The 16,965-nt window shown below is 69.5% G+C and carries 16 protein-coding genes and 1 pseudogene; 8 read left to right on the top strand and 9 right to left on the bottom strand.

Going from position 1 to position 16,965, the window contains the following annotated elements:
* The first annotated feature begins 144 nt into the window (after positions 1 to 144).
* Positions 145 to 1,089, top strand: coding sequence for a methylenetetrahydrofolate reductase (locus tag ACFZDC_RS00445; protein WP_391319157.1), 945 nt, complete (start codon positions 145 to 147; stop codon positions 1,087 to 1,089).
* A gap of 48 nt (positions 1,090 to 1,137) precedes the next feature.
* Here the strand turns inward: ACFZDC_RS00445 and ACFZDC_RS00440 are convergent.
* A pseudogene (locus ACFZDC_RS00440) lies at positions 1,138 to 1,275 on the bottom strand (IS256 family transposase); the annotation flags it as partial.
* Between the two features lie 222 nt (positions 1,276 to 1,497).
* The gene (locus tag ACFZDC_RS00435; RefSeq protein ID WP_391319156.1) at positions 1,498 to 1,782 is read right to left on the bottom strand and encodes a hypothetical protein; all 285 of its coding nucleotides are present in this window, start codon (positions 1,780 to 1,782) and stop codon (positions 1,498 to 1,500) included.
* Between the two features lie 687 nt (positions 1,783 to 2,469).
* Between ACFZDC_RS00435 and ctaD the strand changes: the two genes are divergently transcribed.
* The 5 genes from ctaD to ACFZDC_RS00410 all read left to right on the top strand — a co-directional run bounded on the left by ctaD (position 2,470) and on the right by ACFZDC_RS00410 (position 7,666).
* Complete coding sequence (ctaD, locus tag ACFZDC_RS00430; protein WP_391319155.1) at positions 2,470 to 4,209, top strand: cytochrome c oxidase subunit I; 1,740 nt, start codon at positions 2,470 to 2,472, stop codon at positions 4,207 to 4,209.
* A gap of 32 nt (positions 4,210 to 4,241) precedes the next feature.
* Positions 4,242 to 4,589 carry a hypothetical protein gene (locus ACFZDC_RS00425; RefSeq protein ID WP_391319154.1) on the top strand — a complete coding sequence of 116 codons (348 nt, stop codon included), beginning with the start codon at positions 4,242 to 4,244 and terminating at the stop codon, positions 4,587 to 4,589.
* A gap of 649 nt (positions 4,590 to 5,238) precedes the next feature.
* On the top strand, positions 5,239 to 6,042 hold the full coding sequence (locus ACFZDC_RS00420; protein ID WP_391319153.1) for an alpha/beta fold hydrolase: 804 nt from the start codon (positions 5,239 to 5,241) through the stop codon (positions 6,040 to 6,042).
* On the top strand, positions 6,042 to 7,331 hold the full coding sequence (locus ACFZDC_RS00415; protein ID WP_391319152.1) for a SpoIIE family protein phosphatase: 1,290 nt from the start codon (positions 6,042 to 6,044) through the stop codon (positions 7,329 to 7,331). The genes ACFZDC_RS00420 and ACFZDC_RS00415 overlap by 1 nt, the downstream gene beginning before the upstream one ends.
* The gene (locus ACFZDC_RS00410) at positions 7,328 to 7,666 is read left to right on the top strand and encodes an anti-sigma factor antagonist (RefSeq protein WP_391319151.1); all 339 of its coding nucleotides are present in this window, start codon (positions 7,328 to 7,330) and stop codon (positions 7,664 to 7,666) included. Before ACFZDC_RS00415 ends, ACFZDC_RS00410 begins: the two co-directional genes overlap by 4 nt.
* 318 nt (positions 7,667 to 7,984) lie before the next feature.
* On the opposite strand, the gene ACFZDC_RS00405 is transcribed toward ACFZDC_RS00410, so the two are convergent.
* Positions 7,985 to 8,281, bottom strand: a complete 297-nt coding sequence (locus ACFZDC_RS00405; protein ID WP_391319150.1) for a hypothetical protein — start codon at positions 8,279 to 8,281, stop codon at positions 7,985 to 7,987.
* Positions 8,282 to 8,564: 283 nt separating this feature from the next.
* Here ACFZDC_RS00405 and ACFZDC_RS00400 point away from each other — a divergent pair, with 283 nt between their 5' ends.
* Together ACFZDC_RS00400 and ACFZDC_RS00395 are read left to right on the top strand one after the other, a co-directional pair.
* Complete coding sequence (locus ACFZDC_RS00400; protein WP_391319149.1) at positions 8,565 to 9,014, top strand: ATP-binding protein; 450 nt, start codon at positions 8,565 to 8,567, stop codon at positions 9,012 to 9,014.
* Between the two features lie 362 nt (positions 9,015 to 9,376).
* Positions 9,377 to 10,222 carry a SigB/SigF/SigG family RNA polymerase sigma factor gene (locus tag ACFZDC_RS00395; RefSeq protein ID WP_391319148.1) on the top strand — a complete coding sequence of 282 codons (846 nt, stop codon included), beginning with the start codon at positions 9,377 to 9,379 and terminating at the stop codon, positions 10,220 to 10,222.
* Between the two features lie 166 nt (positions 10,223 to 10,388).
* On the opposite strand, the gene ACFZDC_RS00390 is transcribed toward ACFZDC_RS00395, so the two are convergent.
* The 6 genes from ACFZDC_RS00390 to ACFZDC_RS00365 form a co-directional block, all read right to left on the bottom strand.
* Positions 10,389 to 11,534: a DUF6596 domain-containing protein gene (locus ACFZDC_RS00390; RefSeq protein WP_391319693.1), complete on the bottom strand. Its 1,146-nt coding sequence runs from the start codon at positions 11,532 to 11,534 to the stop codon at positions 10,389 to 10,391.
* 8 nt (positions 11,535 to 11,542) lie between these two features.
* A complete protein-coding gene (locus ACFZDC_RS00385; RefSeq protein WP_391319147.1) occupies positions 11,543 to 11,950 on the bottom strand; it encodes a YciI family protein in 408 nt (135 codons plus the stop codon).
* A 166-nt stretch (positions 11,951 to 12,116) separates the two neighbouring features.
* Positions 12,117 to 13,133: a DUF5914 domain-containing protein gene (locus ACFZDC_RS00380; protein WP_391319146.1), complete on the bottom strand. Its 1,017-nt coding sequence runs from the start codon at positions 13,131 to 13,133 to the stop codon at positions 12,117 to 12,119.
* Complete coding sequence (locus tag ACFZDC_RS00375; RefSeq protein WP_391319145.1) at positions 13,130 to 14,158, bottom strand: squalene/phytoene synthase family protein; 1,029 nt, start codon at positions 14,156 to 14,158, stop codon at positions 13,130 to 13,132. The genes ACFZDC_RS00380 and ACFZDC_RS00375 overlap by 4 nt, the downstream gene beginning before the upstream one ends.
* Complete coding sequence (gene crtI, locus ACFZDC_RS00370; RefSeq protein WP_391319144.1) at positions 14,155 to 15,696, bottom strand: phytoene desaturase family protein; 1,542 nt, start codon at positions 15,694 to 15,696, stop codon at positions 14,155 to 14,157. Before crtI ends, ACFZDC_RS00375 begins: the two co-directional genes overlap by 4 nt.
* Positions 15,693 to 16,898: a polyprenyl synthetase family protein gene (locus tag ACFZDC_RS00365; protein WP_391319143.1), complete on the bottom strand. Its 1,206-nt coding sequence runs from the start codon at positions 16,896 to 16,898 to the stop codon at positions 15,693 to 15,695. Before ACFZDC_RS00365 ends, crtI begins: the two co-directional genes overlap by 4 nt.
* Positions 16,899 to 16,965: the final 67 nt, after the last annotated feature.

Here is a 16,965-nt window from a genome sequence, read left to right as displayed (position 1 = left end):
CTCGGGCGGACGAGGCAGGGAGCAATTGTCAAATCCTGTGGATCTGGTCCGCGCGGCCGGACGTCAGTTGGTTCAGAACCGAGTCCGGTCTCACAGGGTGGTGTTCGCCTGCTGTTTGGCGGATGAGCTGCTAACTTCCGCGTCATGGCGAACCAGAGCGGCGGCACAGATCTACGAAGCCGGGTGGCCGATGCCGACAGCGGTGTCCTGTTGTTCGGCATCACGCCGCCCCGCCTGAGCAACACTCCCGAGCGGATCCGGGAGATCACCGCAGCCACCCTGGCACGGTTGGAGTCCCTCGATGTCGACGGTCTGGCGCTGTACGACATCGACGATGAGAGCGACCGTAATCCGGCGCAGCGGCCGTTTCCGTACCTGCCGACCATCGACCCTGCCGTGTACCACGCGGACTATCTCGGCAAGTGGAACCGCCCGGTGGTCGTCTACCGGTGCGTCGGCAAGTACTCCCAGACGGAGCTGCGGACCTGGCTGCGGACGGCCGACGCCGACCGGCTGCTCGGCGTCTTCGTCGGCGCGTCCTCGAAGGGGAAGGCGGTGCGGACCGGCCTGTCCGAGGCGCAGGACCTGCGCCGCGATGTCCGCCCAGACCTGCTGCTCGGTGGCGTGGCCATAACCGAACGCCCCGAGGAGCATCTGCGGCTCGTCGCCAAGCAGGTGGCCGGATGCGCGTACTTCATCTCGCAGGTCATCTACAGCGCCGACGCGGCGAAAAGCATGGTCTCCGACTACTACTACGCCTGCCGCGAGCGGGACCTCGAACCGAGGCCCGTCCTGTTCACGCTCTCGGTGTGCGGCTCGGTGAAGACGCTGGCGTTCCTCCAATGGCTCGGCGTCGACGTCCCGCGCTGGCTGGAGAACTCCCTGCGCCATGCGGACGACACCCTGGCCGAGTCATACCAGCACTGCTTGGCGAACGCCCGGGACCTGATCGCCTTCTGCCGCAAGCTCGGCATGCCGTTCGGCTTCCTCGTGGAGAGCGTGTCCATCCGCAAGGTCGAGATCGACGCCTCGGTCACCCTGGCCCACGAGCTCAGCAGGCTGCTCGGACGAAGTACACCCTCGGTGTGAAGCCGGGCACGAACGTGCGGCCGTCGAATCCCGCGATCGGGACGCGGCTCAGGCCGCGCTGGCGTCCTCCCGTTCGACGAGGACGCCGCGCTTGAAGCGGGCTCCGGCTCGCACGAGGGCGACCAGGTGCGGCGCATTGACCGCGCGCCAGCGTTCCTGGGCGGACTCGATCAGCTTGAACGTCATCGTGCCCTCCCAGCCGACGCGCCAACGCCGGCCTACTCAGTGACCTTCGAATCGATCGCTCGGGAGGGTGCGCCCTCACCGAGCCGATCCACAGGTTCTGAGCATTGCTCCGCGGCAGGAGGAGTTACTCGTCCAGGCCCCGCAGCCGGCTCTTCTGTTCCGCAGCGAGGACCGGCGACGTAGTACCGGGTACATCGGGGTCCGGCGCCGCTCCGCAGGGCGTCACCCAGAAGCCACGACCTGGCCGGCCATGACCTGGGGAGGGTTGGGGAGCAGTGACGCGAGGTTGTCCCGTACGAAGTCCGCCGCCGTCTTGACCGACTCTTCGGCCCCGGCCTGGTCTTCGAAGACGCTGGTGGAGAACATCACCCCATCCCCGGCGTCAACCCAGTAGTAGGCCACGAATCCGGGGACCTGGCGGAGGAGGGGCAGGAATCCCTCGTTCACTCGGCGTCCCGCCTCAGCAGGATCGGTCACCCCTTCGTACCGCCGAACTGCTGCGTGCATCGCTGATCTCCTCACGGATCCCGAGGTCATCTTGCGCGAAACGACATACCCCCCGCCTCGCCTCTCCCGGTCGCGAGACGTGCGAAAGGCACTCGGACAGGCTCATGAATCATCCAGTCCGGGCATCTGCTGGGGCGAGGGCGGCCCGCGCGAAGCCGGGGGCTTCACGGCCTTGGTGCCTGCGCTTCAGCTACCCAGAGGTGTTCGGGGATGCCGCGAATCGTCACCCGGCACCCGGGGTGCTTACAGCTCATCTCGAAAGCCTGAAGGAGCTCGTCGAAAACCTGAAGGCCAGAAAGCGGCCGGCTCGCGTTCGTAGCGCCGGTGGAGGCGTCGGCATCCGGCGAGCCGGGCCATGCTGCGTTCGATGGTCCAGCGGTGCCGGCCCAGCCGCCGGCCGGAGTCCCTGCCACTCGCCCGCCTGGGGCGGGCCCTTCCCCCTCGCCAGAGGATCCGGCCCTGGTCCCACTCGAAGCGGTTTCCGGCGTTCGGGAGGTTTCGACGAAGACAGTGGCCGAACAAGGCTCCCACCAGAGCCCGAAGGCGACCCCGATTGCTCCGTTGGTGTGACTCCGTCACGCGATTGGCCGCGAGTCGCTCGTTCTGGAGGTCAGCTCCGCGTCCGTACCGCAACGATGGCCGGTGACTGACGTCTGAGAGCGGCGAGCATCGGGAGAGAAGCGACTTGTGAGTATCCTCAACGAACCCCAGGGTGCTGCGGCAGCTGAGGACTCGTATGAAAACGAGCTGCCCCTCAGGCGCAAGCAGCCTGGCAATGTCGTGGTGAAGTGGCTGACGACCACCGACCACAAGACCATCGGCACCCTGTATTTGAGCACGTCCTTCGCGTTCTTCCTGATCGGTGGCGTGATGGCGCTGCTCATTCGCGCCGAGCTGGCCCGTCCGGGTCTGCAGATCATGTCGAACGAGCAGTACAACCAGGCGTTCACGATGCACGGCACGATCATGCTGCTGATGTTCGCGACGCCGCTGTTCGCCGGCTTCACGAACTGGATCATGCCGCTGCAGATCGGCGCGCCGGACGTGGCCTTCCCGCGGCTGAACATGTTCGCCTACTGGCTCTACCTGTTCGGCTCGACCATCGCCGTCGGTGGCTTCCTCACCCCGCAGGGCGCGGCCGACTTCGGCTGGTTCGCCTACACCCCGCTGTCGGACGCGGTCCGCAGCCCGGGCATCGGCTCCGACCTGTGGATCATGGGCCTGGCCTTCTCCGGCTTCGGCACCATCCTCGGCGCCGTCAACTTCATCACCACGATCATCTGCATGCGTGCCCCGGGCATGACCATGTTCCGCATGCCGATCTTCGTGTGGAACGTGCTGCTGACCGCCGTCCTGGTCCTGCTGGCCTTCCCGATCCTGGCGGCCGCCCTGTTCGCCCTGGAGGCGGACCGCAAGTTCGGTGCGCATGTGTATGACGCGGCCAACGGCGGCCCGATTCTGTGGCAGCACCTCTTCTGGTTCTTCGGCCACCCAGAGGTGTACATCATCGCCCTGCCGTTCTTCGGCATCGTCACCGAGGTCATCCCGGTCTTCTCCCGTAAGCCGATCTTCGGCTACATGGGCCTGGTCGCGGCGACCATCGCGATCGCCGGTCTGTCCGTGACGGTGTGGGCGCACCACATGTTCGTCACCGGGGCTGTGCTGCTGCCGTTCTTCTCGTTCATGACCTTCCTGATCGCCGTCCCGACCGGTGTGAAGTTCTTCAACTGGATCGGCACCATGTGGAAGGGCTCGTTGTCCTTCGAGACACCGATGCTCTGGGCGGCGGGCTTTCTCGTCACGTTCCTCTTCGGTGGTCTGACCGGTGTCATCCTGGCCTCGCCCCCGATGGACTTCCACGTCTCCGACTCGTACTTCGTGGTGGCCCACTTCCACTACGTGGTCTTCGGTACGGTCGTCTTCGCGATGTTCGCGGGCTTCCACTTCTGGTGGCCGAAGATGACCGGCAAGATGCTGGACGAGCGCCTCGGCAAGATCACCTTCTGGACGCTGTTCGTCGGCTTCCACGGCACCTTCCTGGTCCAGCACTGGCTGGGTGCCGAGGGCATGCCGCGCCGTTACGCGGACTACCTGGCCGCCGACGGCTTCACCACGCTGAACACGATCTCGACGATCAGCTCCTTCCTGCTCGGGCTGTCGATGCTGCCGTTCCTCTACAACGTGTGGAAGACGGCCCGGTACGGCAAGCCGGTCGGCGTGGACGACCCGTGGGGCTACGGCCGTTCGCTCGAGTGGGCGACCTCCTGCCCGCCGCCGCGGCACAACTTCGTGACCATGCCCCAGATCCGCTCCGAATCGCCGGCCTTCGATCTGCACCACCCGGAGGTCGCCGAAATGGAACACCGGGCCAACCTCGGCAATCGCGACGTGGTCGAACCGTCGGGACACAAAAGAGACCGGCCGTGACGTCGCCGAACCGTCCTGGTGGAGGTGCCCCGGTGAACCGGCAGGGGGACGCGCTCGCCAACCAGGTCGAGGGCTACCTCCTCCTGCAAGCCGAGCGGGAGCAGGCACAGCGCGAGGCCGCTGCCCTCTGCGCCCGCCTGCCCTGGCTCACCACCGGTCAGACCGAGGATCTCACCCACCACTACATGGAGCTGCGCCTCGGTCTGACGCGACAGGCGCTCCAGGCCACGGCCGACCGGGCCAAGCGCCTGCGCGGCGAATACGAGGCCCGCTACGCCGCCCTGCGTCGCACTTTGCTGCAACGGCACGCCGTCTACGCGTGCGTCCTGTTCGCCTGCGCCAGTGCGACGAGCGCGGCGGCCTGTCTGGTGACTCGCTGACCGACCGGCCCGGCGCGGAGCGGCCGACGAAACCGAGACCCCACGACGTTCGCCAGAGCGCCGTGGGGTCACCTGTGAGGCACGTCGGTCGCCTGCGGCGGTCACCGGGCAGAAACCCGGGGTGCTATCCGGAGCCGGGGGACCGGTCAGGCGAGAAACCAAGGCCACTGAAGTCCGACATGGGCGGTACCGGCAGGCATCGCCGGGTTCGGATGCGCGGCTCGGGCGCCGTACTCGACATGATCGTCGGCGCAGTCGGCACGCCTGAGGGAGCGTCCGCCGCGAGGTTCAGCCCTACGGGGACGAACTTTCGGGGCGGGTCTCCGGCCGGGCGCCGCACCAGGAGCCGTAGCCGGTGAGCACCTCCGGGAGAACCGGCGGGCACACGGCAGAACGACGGGTCCAGCACGCCGCGGACTCTGCGCCGGGTCAGAGCGTGGCGCGCCTTGTCGGGCAGCATGGGGACGCCAGGAGGGTCCATCCACTCGATCTTGATCGAGGCGAAACGTCTCGCACTCATCCGACGCCCCGAGCCGGCCCGCCGTGACGGAACGGTGCCGCAGCGGGTGCCGAGCAGTGGATGTGGGGTTTGTGTGTGGTGAACCGGGGTGGCGCGGGAATGGTCGGCAGGGCTTGAGAGACTGGCGGTATGGATATTGGTCGCAGGAACAACGTCACTGTCACCGGTAACCCGAAGGGGCGGACGGTGGTGCTGGCTCATGGGTTCGGCTGCGATCAGAACATGTGGCGGCTGACGGTGCCTGCGCTGGTCGAGGACTACAGGGTGGTGCTGTTCGACTACGTGGGTTCGGGCCGCTCGGATCCGTCCGCGTTCTCGGAGGAGCGTTATGCCTCTCTGGAGGGTTATGCCCGCGACGCGGTGGAAGTGTGTGAGGCGCTCGACCTGCGCGATGCGGTGTTCGTGGGGCACTCGGTCAGCGCCATGATCGGGGTGCTGGCCGCCGACATGACCGCGGAGCGTATCGGGGCGCTGGTGATGGTCGCTCCGTCTCCGCGGTACATCGACGCCGACGGCTACCGGGGCGGATTCAGCGCGCAGGACATCGACGAGCTGCTGGCGTCGCTGGAGTCGAACTATCTGGGCTGGTCGGCGGCCATGGCGCCGGTGATCATGGGGAGCGCGGAGCGGCCGGAGCTCGGTGAGGAGCTGAAGAACAGTTTCTGCGCCACCGACCCGGACATGGCGCGGGTCTTCGCCCGGACCACCTTCCTTTCGGACTCGAGGGACGACCTGAAAACGGTGGGGGTGCCGACGCTGGTGCTCGAATGCGCCCAGGACGTCATCGCCCCCCGGGAGGTCGGCGCCTTCGTCCATCAGGCCATCCCCGGCTCGAAGCTGGTCACCCTCGACGCGACCGGGCACTGCCCGCACCTGTCCGCACCCGAAGCGACCAACGAAGCACTCCTCGGCTTCCTGGCAGGCCTGCGGTGATGAGCCGCGCCGGCCAGCAGCCCGACCCCCAGGACGCAGGCGACGAGAAGGCATCGGATGCGGCGTTCGCCGCTCTGCTGGAGGACAGTGCCGAGGAGCTGTACGAGAACGCGCCGTGCGGATATCTGTCCACGCTGATGGACGGCACCGTCGCAAAGATCAACACCACCCTGCTGGACTGGCTCCACCTGGAGCGGGAAGCTGTGGTGGGCCGGATGCGGTTCACCGACCTGCTGACCGTGGGCGGCAAGCTGTACCACGAGACGCACTTCGCGCCGCTGCTGCGGCTGCAGGGCAAAATCAGCGGGATAGCCCTGGAGATCAAACAGGCCGACGGTGCCCGGATACCGGTGCTGGTCTCCTCCGTGGTCAAGCACGGCAGTACCGGCGAGCCGCTGATGATTCGCACCACCGTCTTCGACGCCCGGGACCGCCGCGCCTACGAGGAGGAGCTCCTGCGCGGCCGGAAGGCGGCCGAAGAAGCGCGCAGACAGGCGGAGGCCGACCGCGCCCGGCTGCAGGACGCCCTCGCCGTTCTCCAGCAGTCACTGCTACCTGACACCCTGCCCTCGGTACCCGGGGTGGAGACGGCCGCCTACTACCACACCGCCTCGCCCGACCGGCTCGGCGGCGACTTCTACGACGTCTTCCCCGTCGACGGCAAACGCTTCGCCTTCTTCCTCGGCGACGTGTGCGGCAAGGGCCCCCAGGCGGCGGCGGTCACCTCACTGACCCGCTACACCCTGCGCGCCGCCGCTCTGCACGGGTCCGACCCCGTCTCCGCCCTGTCGACTCTCAACCAGGTGCTCCACGAGCGTTACGCCGGCAGCGGCGACCCCCGCTACTGCACCGCCATATTCGGCACACTCGAACCCGACCCCACGACGGGCCAGGTCGCCGTCCACCTCGCCTCGGGCGGCCATCCGCCGGTGCTGATCCTGCGTGCCGACGGCAGGGCCGACTTCCTGCCCACCCCCGGCGGCCTCCTCGTCGGCATCCTGCCCAGCGCGCCGTTCGCCGCCGCCACCACTGTGCTCGCGCCCGGCGACACCCTCCTGCTCTATACCGACGGCCTCACAGAAGCCCGCACGGGCACAGACCGCACCACCCTGTACGGGGACGAGGCCTTGCTCGCCTTCGCCGCCGACCACGCCGGCAAGCCCGCACATGCCGTCATCCAAGCCCTGACCAGCCTGCTGGACGGCTTCGGTGACGGCCTCGACGACGACACCGCCCTGCTCGCCCTCGGCGTTCCCGCCCCCGACCCTCAGACGAAGAACACACGATGAGCCCGCTGAAGATCACGACCCGAGACGCCGCGACCGGTCCCGTTCTGGAGATCATCGGCCAACTCGACTACGTCAGCGCCACCGACCTGCGTGAGCTGCTCACCACCCTCACCCTCCAACCAGGCCAGCGCCTCGTCCTCGACCTGGCGGGCATGGAATTCTGCGACTCCAGCGGCATCACCGCCCTGATCGCCGCCCGCAACCACGCCCAGGTCGCGCACGCGGACGTCGCCCTCGCAGCAGTTCCCGCCAACACTCTGCGCATCCTGCGCATTGTCGGCCTCGACCAGCTCTTCCCCCTCTACCCGGACAGCGATACCGCCGTCCGAGCCTGACCCATGGCGCCAGGCCCCTGCCCGGTTCAACGCCTGCCGACAGCAACGCGTCGGATTCCGAGCCTCGGGCGCTGCGGCTGGCGAGAGAGGGGGGACAAGGGGCGCGTCCTACGGATGGGCGAGAGGGGGGTAAGGGGTGCGTCCGGCAGACCGCTCGGGTCGAGCGGACACACAGTCGCCTGCCGATGGGCCGGCGGCTCCCGCCTGCGTTCCCAAGCGAGCCCTCAACGGCTGAGTGCCCCTTGCCAACCTTCCGACACTGTGCTGTTCAGCCTTTCATCAGACTGGGCGCTGCGGGCGGACGGCCGAGTGTCGCCGTCAGTGGCGGCTGGTGGCGGTGGTGTGCAGGTGGTTGAGGGCGTCGAGGACGACCGTGTTGCGGTAACACAGCAGCCACCGGCCTACCTGATGGCCCAGGTTGTGCAGTGCGGCCAGCTGGGCGTGCGCGAGGTCGAGCAGGGGCCGTTCGTGGTGGGAGGAGATCATGCCGACCACGGTGCCCTTCGGGCTGAGCAGGGGGACGCTGTGGCAGGCGAGGCTGCCGGCCTGCAGGATCGCTTGCCGGGAACCTTCGGCGGCTGGTGGCGGAACGGGAGTTTGAGCGTGCTCGGTCACCGACAGGCCTCCTCATCGGCACTCCACGCGACGTCCCACGCCTCGAGCGAAACGTCCGCGTACGAGTGACCGCGCGCCTGTGCCCGCGGGTCCAGGTACCTCACCCTCACTGTAAACATGCCCGGCATCGGCAACGCCAGGCCGCCTACCAACGATCATGAATCCCGGCTGAGCCGAAATGGGGTGAGGACCGTCATCCCATACATGCGGCGGCAGCGGGTAGGTGGAAGAAGCCCGAGCATAACGATCAGCAATCGGCACCACCAACTTCACAGGAAAAACCATGGTCATCCCGCTTAGGAAGCAGGCGACGGATGAGCACCATCAGACAGCGTCCCAGCGCTACTGCGCCGTCTGGGGTGCCGAAGGCACATCCCTTGCCGACGCCCGGCGCGCGGTCCGCACTCTGCTGGACCGGGCAGGACACCAGCCTGGTCATACCGCCAGCCTGGACGCTCAGATCGTCGTCAGTGAACTCGTCACCAACGCACTGCGCCACGCACCCGGCCCCGGAGGGCTCTTGCTGGAACTGGCACCTGGGGCCCACTCCCTGCGCATCACCGTCCGTGACAGCTCGCCCCGCCTGCCCCAACCTGTCACCCACACCGCGCACCGCATCGGCGGACACGGTCTGCATCTCGTCGCCCGGCTGTGCGACCGGTTCCACGCTGTTCCCCTCGGCAGGGGCAAACAGGTCATAGCCGAATTCAGGCTGCACAGAGCACACGTCTGAACAACCGAACGATCGGCTGGGAGTGCGCTCTCGTTCCGGTATGCGGCTTCGGCGCCGACCGTGCGGGAGCCGCCCGGGAGCCGCACGGGAGCCGCGCGGGCGGTCTCGCCCTCCGCGGGGTGCGAACCTGTGGTGTGCCGGTCGTTCAGGCGATCCGCGCGCTACCGATCGGCGTCGGACGTTCTCGCAGCACCGCCAGTCCCTTGACCAGCGGACACGTCAAGTCCACCCACCGTCGGCAAGGACCATGACCCGATTCGTGCACAGGGCCGGCATGGGTGCAGGATGAGGGGGTAGGCGCAGCGTCGTCGGCCGCTCAAGGACCGGCAGCGCGGTTGGCTCGATTTCGGGAGGGGAACAGCATGGGTTTTACGAACACGGCGGTAGCGGGCACTCAGACGCACGAGCTGCCGGAGGTCGCCGATCCCTCTCAGGTGGCACCCAAGGACGCGCGTGAGCTGTCCCGGCTGTTCTTCGACCAGCTGGCGGTGCTGGAGGAAGGCACGCTCGAGTACAGCTACGCCCGCAACACGCTGATCGAGATGAACATGTCCCTCGTCCGCTTCGCGGCCGGCCGGTTCCGCAGCCGCGGTCCCGAGGAGATGGAGGACATCGTCCAGGTCGGCATGATCGGCCTGATCAAGGCGATCGACCGGTTCGATCTCTCCCGGGAAGCGGAGTTCACCTCCTTCGCCATCCCTTACATCGTCGGCGAGATCAAGCGTTTCTTCCGCGACACCACCTGGGCCGTACACGTCCCGCGCCGGCTGCAGGAGGCCCGCGTCCAGCTGGCCCGCGCCACGGAGGAGCTCCGCAGCCGTCTGGGCCGCACCCCGACGGTCAAGGAACTGTCGGAGCTGATGAGCCTGCCGGAGGAAGAGGTGCGGGAGGCTCGCCTGGCCGCCAACGGCTACAACTCCTCTTCCCTGGACGCGGCGATCAGCTCCAGCGAGGATGGCGAAAGCGTCCTGCAGGACTTCATCGGCAGGGAGGACGCGGCCCTGGAACTGGTGGAGGACTTCCACGCACTGGCCCCGCTGATCGCCGAACTCGACGAGCGCGACCGGCAGATCATCCACATGCGGTTCGTGGAGGAACTCACCCAGGCCCAGATCGGCGAACACCTGGGCGTGTCGCAGATGCACGTCTCCCGGCTCCTGTCGCGCACCCTCGCCCGCCTGCGCGAAGGCATGCTCACCATGCGCTGAATGGCTCCGGCCCTGGGAAGACCGCCGCACCGCGTGGCGGTCTTCAGCGCTTTCATGAGTTGCGCAGGGCCTCACCGGACTGTTCGGCCGGCATGCCGCTTCGACTTCCGGGTCGATCGCCGTACCGCTTCGTCTCCCTCGTGGAGCCTGCCACCGGCGCGACCCGTCAGCGGCACCGGCGGGCGTTGAGCCGGGCGGCCTGGCGTGTCAGGTGGTCGCGTTCGGCGAGGTTGGGTGCCTTTCGGGCTGCCTCGGCGTACAGCCGTGCCGCCGTCGTCAGGTCGCCGTCGCGCTCGTGGAGGTAGGCGGCCACCGCCGCGTGGCGGGGCAGTGAGTCGTCCAGCGCCGCGAGCGCCGCCAGGCCGGCGCGCGGTCCGTCGGCCTCGCCGACGGCCACCGCGCGGTTGAGCCGGACGACCGGGCTGCGGGTCAGGCGCGCGAGCTCGTCGTACCACTCGACGATCTGCACCCAGTCGGTCTCCTCGGCGGTGGGCGCGTCGGCGTGGAGTGCCGCGATGGCGGCCTGGGCCTGGTATTCGCCCAGCCGGTCGCGGGCGAGGGCGGCCTGGAGGATCTCGACGCCCTCGGTGATCGACTCGGTGTCCCACCGCCCGCGGTCCTGCTCGGCGAGCGGCACCAGGCTGCCGTCGGGCGCGGTCCGGGCGGCGCGCCGGGCGTGGTGGAGCAGCATGAGGGCGAGCAGTCCCGCCACCTCGGGGTGGTCGATGGCGGCCGCGAGCTGCCGGGTGATCCGGATGGCCTCGGCGGCGAGGTCGACGTCGCCGGAGTAGCCCTCGTTGAAGACCAGGTAGAGGACGCGCAGCACGGTCGCGACGTCGCCGGGCTGGTCGAACCGCACGCCGGAGACGGTGCGCTTGGCCCGGCTGATGCGCTGCGCCATGGTCGCCTCGGGCACCAGATAGGCCTGGGCGATCTGGCGGGTGGTCAGCCCGCCGACGGCGCGCAGCGTGAGCGCGACCGCGGACGACGGCGTCAGGGACGGATGGGCGCACAGGAAGTAGAGCTGGAGCGTGTCGTCCACCGCGGGTGCGGGGCCGGGCGTCGGCTCCTCGTCGATGCGGTCCTCACGTCGGCGGCGGGCGGCGTCCGCCCGGGTCGCGTCGAGGAACCGGCGCCAGGCCACGGTGACCAGCCAGCCCTTCGCATCCCGCGGTGGGTCGGCCGGCCAGACGCGGACCGCCTCGACCAGCGCGTCCTGCACAGCGTCCTCGGCCGCCGCGAAGTCGGCTCCGCGGCGGACGAGGATCCCGAGCACGCTCGGCGTGAGGCTCCGGAGCAGGGCCTCGTTCATCGATGAGGTCATTCCGTGATGGTGGGTGGCGCGGCCAGGAACTGGCGCACCTCGATCCACTCGTGGATCGGCTTTCCGCCCGCCCCGGGGGCGGCCGACAGCTCCCCGGCCAGTTCGACGGCGCGCTCGTAGCTGTCGACGTCGATCACCATCCAGCCGGCGATGAGGTCCTTGGTCTCGGCGAACGGGCCGTCGGTGACCGGCGGGCGCCCCTCGCCGTCGTACCGGACCCACGTCCCCTCGGGGGCGAGCCCCAGACCGTCGACGAACTCTCCGGTCCCCTCGAGCCGGGCCGCGAGGCCCTGCATGTACTGCACGTGCGCCGAGATCTCCTGAGGCGTCCACTGGTCCATGGGCACGTTGTTGAGCGGGGCCGGGGCGCCGCGGTAGTGCTTGAGCAGCAAGTACTTGGCCATCGGGTTACTCCGTAAGTTGTTAGGCGGCCCATTCTGGTCACGTTCACCGCTGGGACGGAGCCGGATACCGGTTCTCGACATCGCCGTCCGTTTTTTTTTGGGCTCCGGTGAACGAGACCGGGGAGGCGCCCACACGAGAGCGTGCACGCCTCGTGCAGCCCGGCGGTCAGCCCGGGAAGCGTCCTGCCGAGCGAAGCAGCCAGCGGCGTTCGGCATACGCCAGATCGTCGCGCCACAGACGCCCCGCGGCGGCCCGCACGAGCGGGCGCAGGACGGGGGCGACCCGGCATGCCGCGGCGAAACCCGGGCGATCGGAGGCGGCGACCACGGCTTCGATGACCGCCGTGTGCGGTCGGCCCCGCTCGTCCGGACCGAGCGGGGTGGCATGGGTCTCCACGACGGAGCCTTGGCCCTCGCCCCCGGTGATGTGCATGACGACCGTGCGCGGTTCGGGGGCGGTGAACACGGCCCGCACTGGAACGACCAGCCGGCCCGCCACCTTGAAGGAGACGTCCACCACGAAGCTGTCGTCCGCCTCGCCCCCGGAGCTCTCCGGTGTGCCGACCACCGTGAGGTCGACGAACGAGTACGGGTGGAACCACGCCCCGTGCCAGGGATCCAGACGGTTGGCGACCACATCCTCCGGCTCACAGACCCCCTCACCCACGTAGACCGACGAAAGGGTGCGGGCGAGGTCCGGGCGCCGGGGGACGACCGGCGCGTCCAGCGGCGGCTCGCCGCCGGTGTCATCGAGCCGTACCCAGACCAGCACGCCGTCGTCGTACGCCGGCAGCGGGTTCCAGCCGGCGGAGGAAGTGCCGTTCAGGGCCAAGCCGTGCCAATGGCACACCAGCGTCCCGCGGACGACGAGGCTGTCCCGCAACGGCGCACCCAGATGCGGACAGATGCCGGGGCCGGCCACCGCGCGGCCGTCGGACGCTCGCCAGACGACCACCTCCCGCCCTGCCACCGTTCGCGCCAGGGGGCGGTCGCCGCGCAGACTGCGCGAGGCCCCCACGACGTACCAGTTGCCGGACGGACGAGCCTGGGCCTGCTTGAGAGCCCCGGCGATCAGTGCGGGCTTGGCATCGCGCCACGTCGGTCGCTGTCCTTGCCAGCGCACGGGACGCCGGCGCAGGGAGAGCGGGAGACGTTTGCGCCTCTCCGGCCGGATAGGGCTCACAGAGCCTCCTGGTGGATACTGCGGCGCGGTGTCGCCGCCGGGGCGGTGGAGGGCGGACCCGGTTGCACGTCCAGCGGGCGCGAGGCGTCACCGCGGGCGCTCAACCTCGCCGCGATCACGTGTACGAGCCCCCGCGCGGCCACTGCGGCGCGGCGGCGCCGAGGAACCACGGCCCGGCGGTGCAGTACGGCGTAGTCGATCCGGGCGACGGCATCCAGGATGCCGCCGTACAGCACGAAGGCGGTGCGCATACAAGGCCGGGAGACCGGATCCAGCATCTCAAGACCAGGAGCGGCCTCACGGTAGACGCCTCTGGTCAGTGCCTCGAACTCCCGCAACGCGGCGGTGATGCGGACCTCGGGCCGGCCCGTGTCGCGACTCCAGCGCAGCAGGGCGCGGTCGACACCGTGCGCGTCGAGCAGGTCGGCAGGCAGGTAGACGCGGCCGCGGTCGAGGTCCTCGCCCACGTCCCGCAGGAAGTTGCTCAGCTGGAATGCCACGCCCAGAGCGGCTGCGTAGGGCGCCGCCTCCTCCCGGGGAACCACGGTTCCGAGCACCGGCAGCATCTGCAGCCCGATGACAGCTGCGGAACCGTGCATGTAGTCGCACAGGTCGGAGTAGGTGGGGTAGTCCGTGACCACCAGGTCGGCGTTCATGGCAGCCATGAAGTCGCGGAAGTGCTCGTGGGGGATGTCGTAGCGGCGTGCGGTGTCGGCGAGCGCTTGCACAACCGGTTCGGTGCTGTGCCCGCTGCGCAGCCCGTCGGCGAGACTCTCCTGGACCCCGGCAAGCGCTGCCCCCCGCTGCTCGGTGCCGATGTGCGGATCGAGCGAGTCGACGATGTCGTCCGCCCAGCGTGCGAAGCCGTACAGGGCGTGTACGGCGGACCTGCGCTCGACGGGCAGCAGGCGGGTGGCCAAGAAGTAGGTCTTGCCGTGCCGGGCGTTGAGCGCCCGGCAGCGGTGGTAGGCCTCGCGCAGCGCCGTGTCGGTGATGCCTGCCGCGTCGAGTTCGCGGTCGGTCATACGGCGCTCTCCTTCATGCGGGCTGATGACGTGGGAGTGCGCCCACGGCTTGGTCCGGGGGCCCCGGTGATGCGAGCAGCGGCCAGCTTTCCCGACAGCAGCACGGTCGGAACGCCGACGCCCGGTGTGGTGCCGCAGCCGGCGAGGACGGCGTTCTCGGTGCCGCGCACCAGGTTGCGCGGACGGAAGGGGCCGGTCTGTGTGAAGGTGTGGGCAGCGGAGAACGGCGTGCCGGCCGCGTGCCCCTGGGAGTGCCAGGTGGCCGGCGTGACGAGGCGCTCCTCCTCGATGGCTGCCTCGATACCGTCAAGGCCGCGCCGCTCCAACTCCCGCAACAACCGGGCCCGGTAGCGCGGCGCGAGGTCGGCCCAGTCCCGCTCATCGGGCCCGACAACGGTGTTCGGGCAGGGCGCGAGGATGTAGTGCAGATGACGGCCGGGCGGAGCGAGTTCCGGGTCAGTGGTGGTGGGGCGTGTGATGAGCAGCGAAGGATCGCTCATCAGGCGACCCGTGCGGGTCAGTTCGCCGAACGTGCTGCGCCAAGCGGCCCCGAACGAGATCGTGTGGTGGGCCAGTTGGGGCCACGTGCGGTCGGTGCCGGCGTGCAGCACGACCGCGGAGGGGGAGTGGCGCAGCCGCAGCGGGCGCCGCGGCCGGCGGCCCAGCAGACTGTAGGCGACGGGCAGGTCCGGGGTGAGGACGACCGCGTCGCAGGGGATCCGGTCCTGATCGGTGACAACGGCCGTGATCCGCTCGCCGGATCGTTCGAGGCGTGTCACGTGCTGGCCGAACCGCAGGTCGGCCCCCGCATCGGCGGCAGCGTCCGCCATGGCCCGGGGCAGCGCGTGCATGCCGCCCCGGGGGAAGTAGACGCCGGCGACGGTGTCCATGTAAGCGATGACGGCGTACGCCGCCAGCGCCCGGGCCGGCGCCACTCCCGCGTACAGGGACTGAAACGTGAAGACGCGCCGCAGCCGCTCGTCCCGCAGGAAGCCGCCGACCCGGGAATCCAGACCACGAAACCCGCCCAGGGCCGCCAGACGCGCCAGGTCTGCGCCGAGCAGGCCGAGCGGGGAGTCGAAGTTGGCGTCGATGAACCTGCGCATCTGTACCCGGTAAAGCTTCTCGAGCCAGGCCCGCAGCCGCCGGTAACCCACGGCCTCGGCCTTGCCCGCGAAACGCTCCACCTCCGCGGCCATGACCTCGGCCTCGGTGTGAACGTCGAGCGAGCTTCCGTCCGCGAAGCGGGCTCGGTAGGCGGGGTGCAAGGGGATCAGCTCGACGCGGTCGTACAGACTGTCGCCGACCGCCGCGAACGCCTCGTCCGCCAGGTCGGGCATGGTCAGCACGGTGGGGCCGGTATCCACGTGGTAGCCGGCGAGGTTCAGGCGTCCGGCGCGGCCACCGGGCAGGGGATCGCGTTCCACGACGGTGACGCGGCGGCCCGCGCCTTGGAGGTGCAGGGCGGCCGACAGACCGGACAGTCCCGCCCCCACGACGACGACATGATCGCTGGGCCCGGGCAGGGTTCGGGTCATGCGCGCGTCTCCTGAACAGAGGACCGGGTCAAGGCCGCGGGCATCTCTTCCGGCTCGCATCCTTTCGAGGGAACCCCCTGAGGCTCCTGTTGCCCGCCCACGACGACGAGCAGCTCACGCAGGTGTCTTCCGCCTTCCCGGTCGAGCGGGGCGCCGTCGAAGTGGCGGAGTCCTTGTGCCGCCAACCGGCTGATCCTCGCCTGGACCGTGGCTCGCGCACCCGTGCGTTCCAGTACCGCTCTTACGTCGTCGAGACCGGACGGCGTCAGGGCGCCATCGCCGAATGACCTGTCCAGCACGGTCAGGGCCGCACGGTCGTCGGCCGCCTCGGCTCTGACCCGGGCCAGAGCCAGCACATAGGTCGGTTTCCCCTCGCGGACGTCGCCGCCCGCGGACCTGCCGGTCAGGTCGGGATCGGCGAACAGGTCGTTCAGGTCGTCACGCAGTTGGAAGGCCATGCCGATGCATCGGCCGGCCGAGCACAGTGCACCCACCGTCGCCTCGTCCGCCCCGGCCAGCGCCGCGCCCAGGGCGAGGGGCCGCTCCACCGAGTACAGAGCGCTCTTGAGGTACGCGGACCGCAGCGCCCGGGGCAGCGACACGGACCCCGAGATCTGCGCCTGCATGTCGAGGTACTGGCCCGCGACCATCTCGGTGCGCATATCGCTCCACAGACGCCGTACGCCATGCGCGGTGCGGGCGGGGAGAGCGGTCTCACCCATGAGGTCGTCCGCCCAGGCGAGCGCCAGATCTCCGGCAAGCACCGCCGCCGCATCTCCGAACCGTGCGACGCGGTCCGGCCGGGCGGTGCGGGCGTACTGAACACGGATGTCCGCGTGCAGGGCGGGCCGGCCCCGGCGGTGTGGCGAGCCGTCCATCACATCGTCCTGGACGAGCGCACAGGTCTGCAGCAGTTCGAGCGCGGCTCCCACCCGCAGGGCCGCCGTGGCCGACTCATCGTCGCGGCCCCCGCAGGCGCGCAGCGAGCGCCAGACCAGTTGGGAGCGGAGACGTTTGCCACCCTTCTGGGTGAAGTGCGCGACCCGCTGTGCGAGGTCGTCGGCGAAGACGGGCGCCAACTCCCTGGCTCGGTGGAGCCGGTCGGCGAGCACATCGTCCAGTACGCGACTGACGGCCACGTTCACATCGAGGTCGACGGCGCGGAGCCACGGGGCCGTGGCCGGCCACGAAGAGTGGCGCACCTCCTTGCGGTGACTTGGTGCACCGGCAGGTGCGCCGTCGGGGCGCGCCCGAACGGGCGATGGTGGC

This window comes from Streptomyces sp. NPDC007905 (assembly GCF_042959345.1).
In the GTDB taxonomy this organism is placed as follows: domain Bacteria; phylum Actinomycetota; class Actinomycetes; order Streptomycetales; family Streptomycetaceae; genus Streptomyces.
The sequence above is the reverse complement of the archived record's forward strand: the minus strand, read 5'-3'. Positions and strand labels throughout refer to the sequence as shown.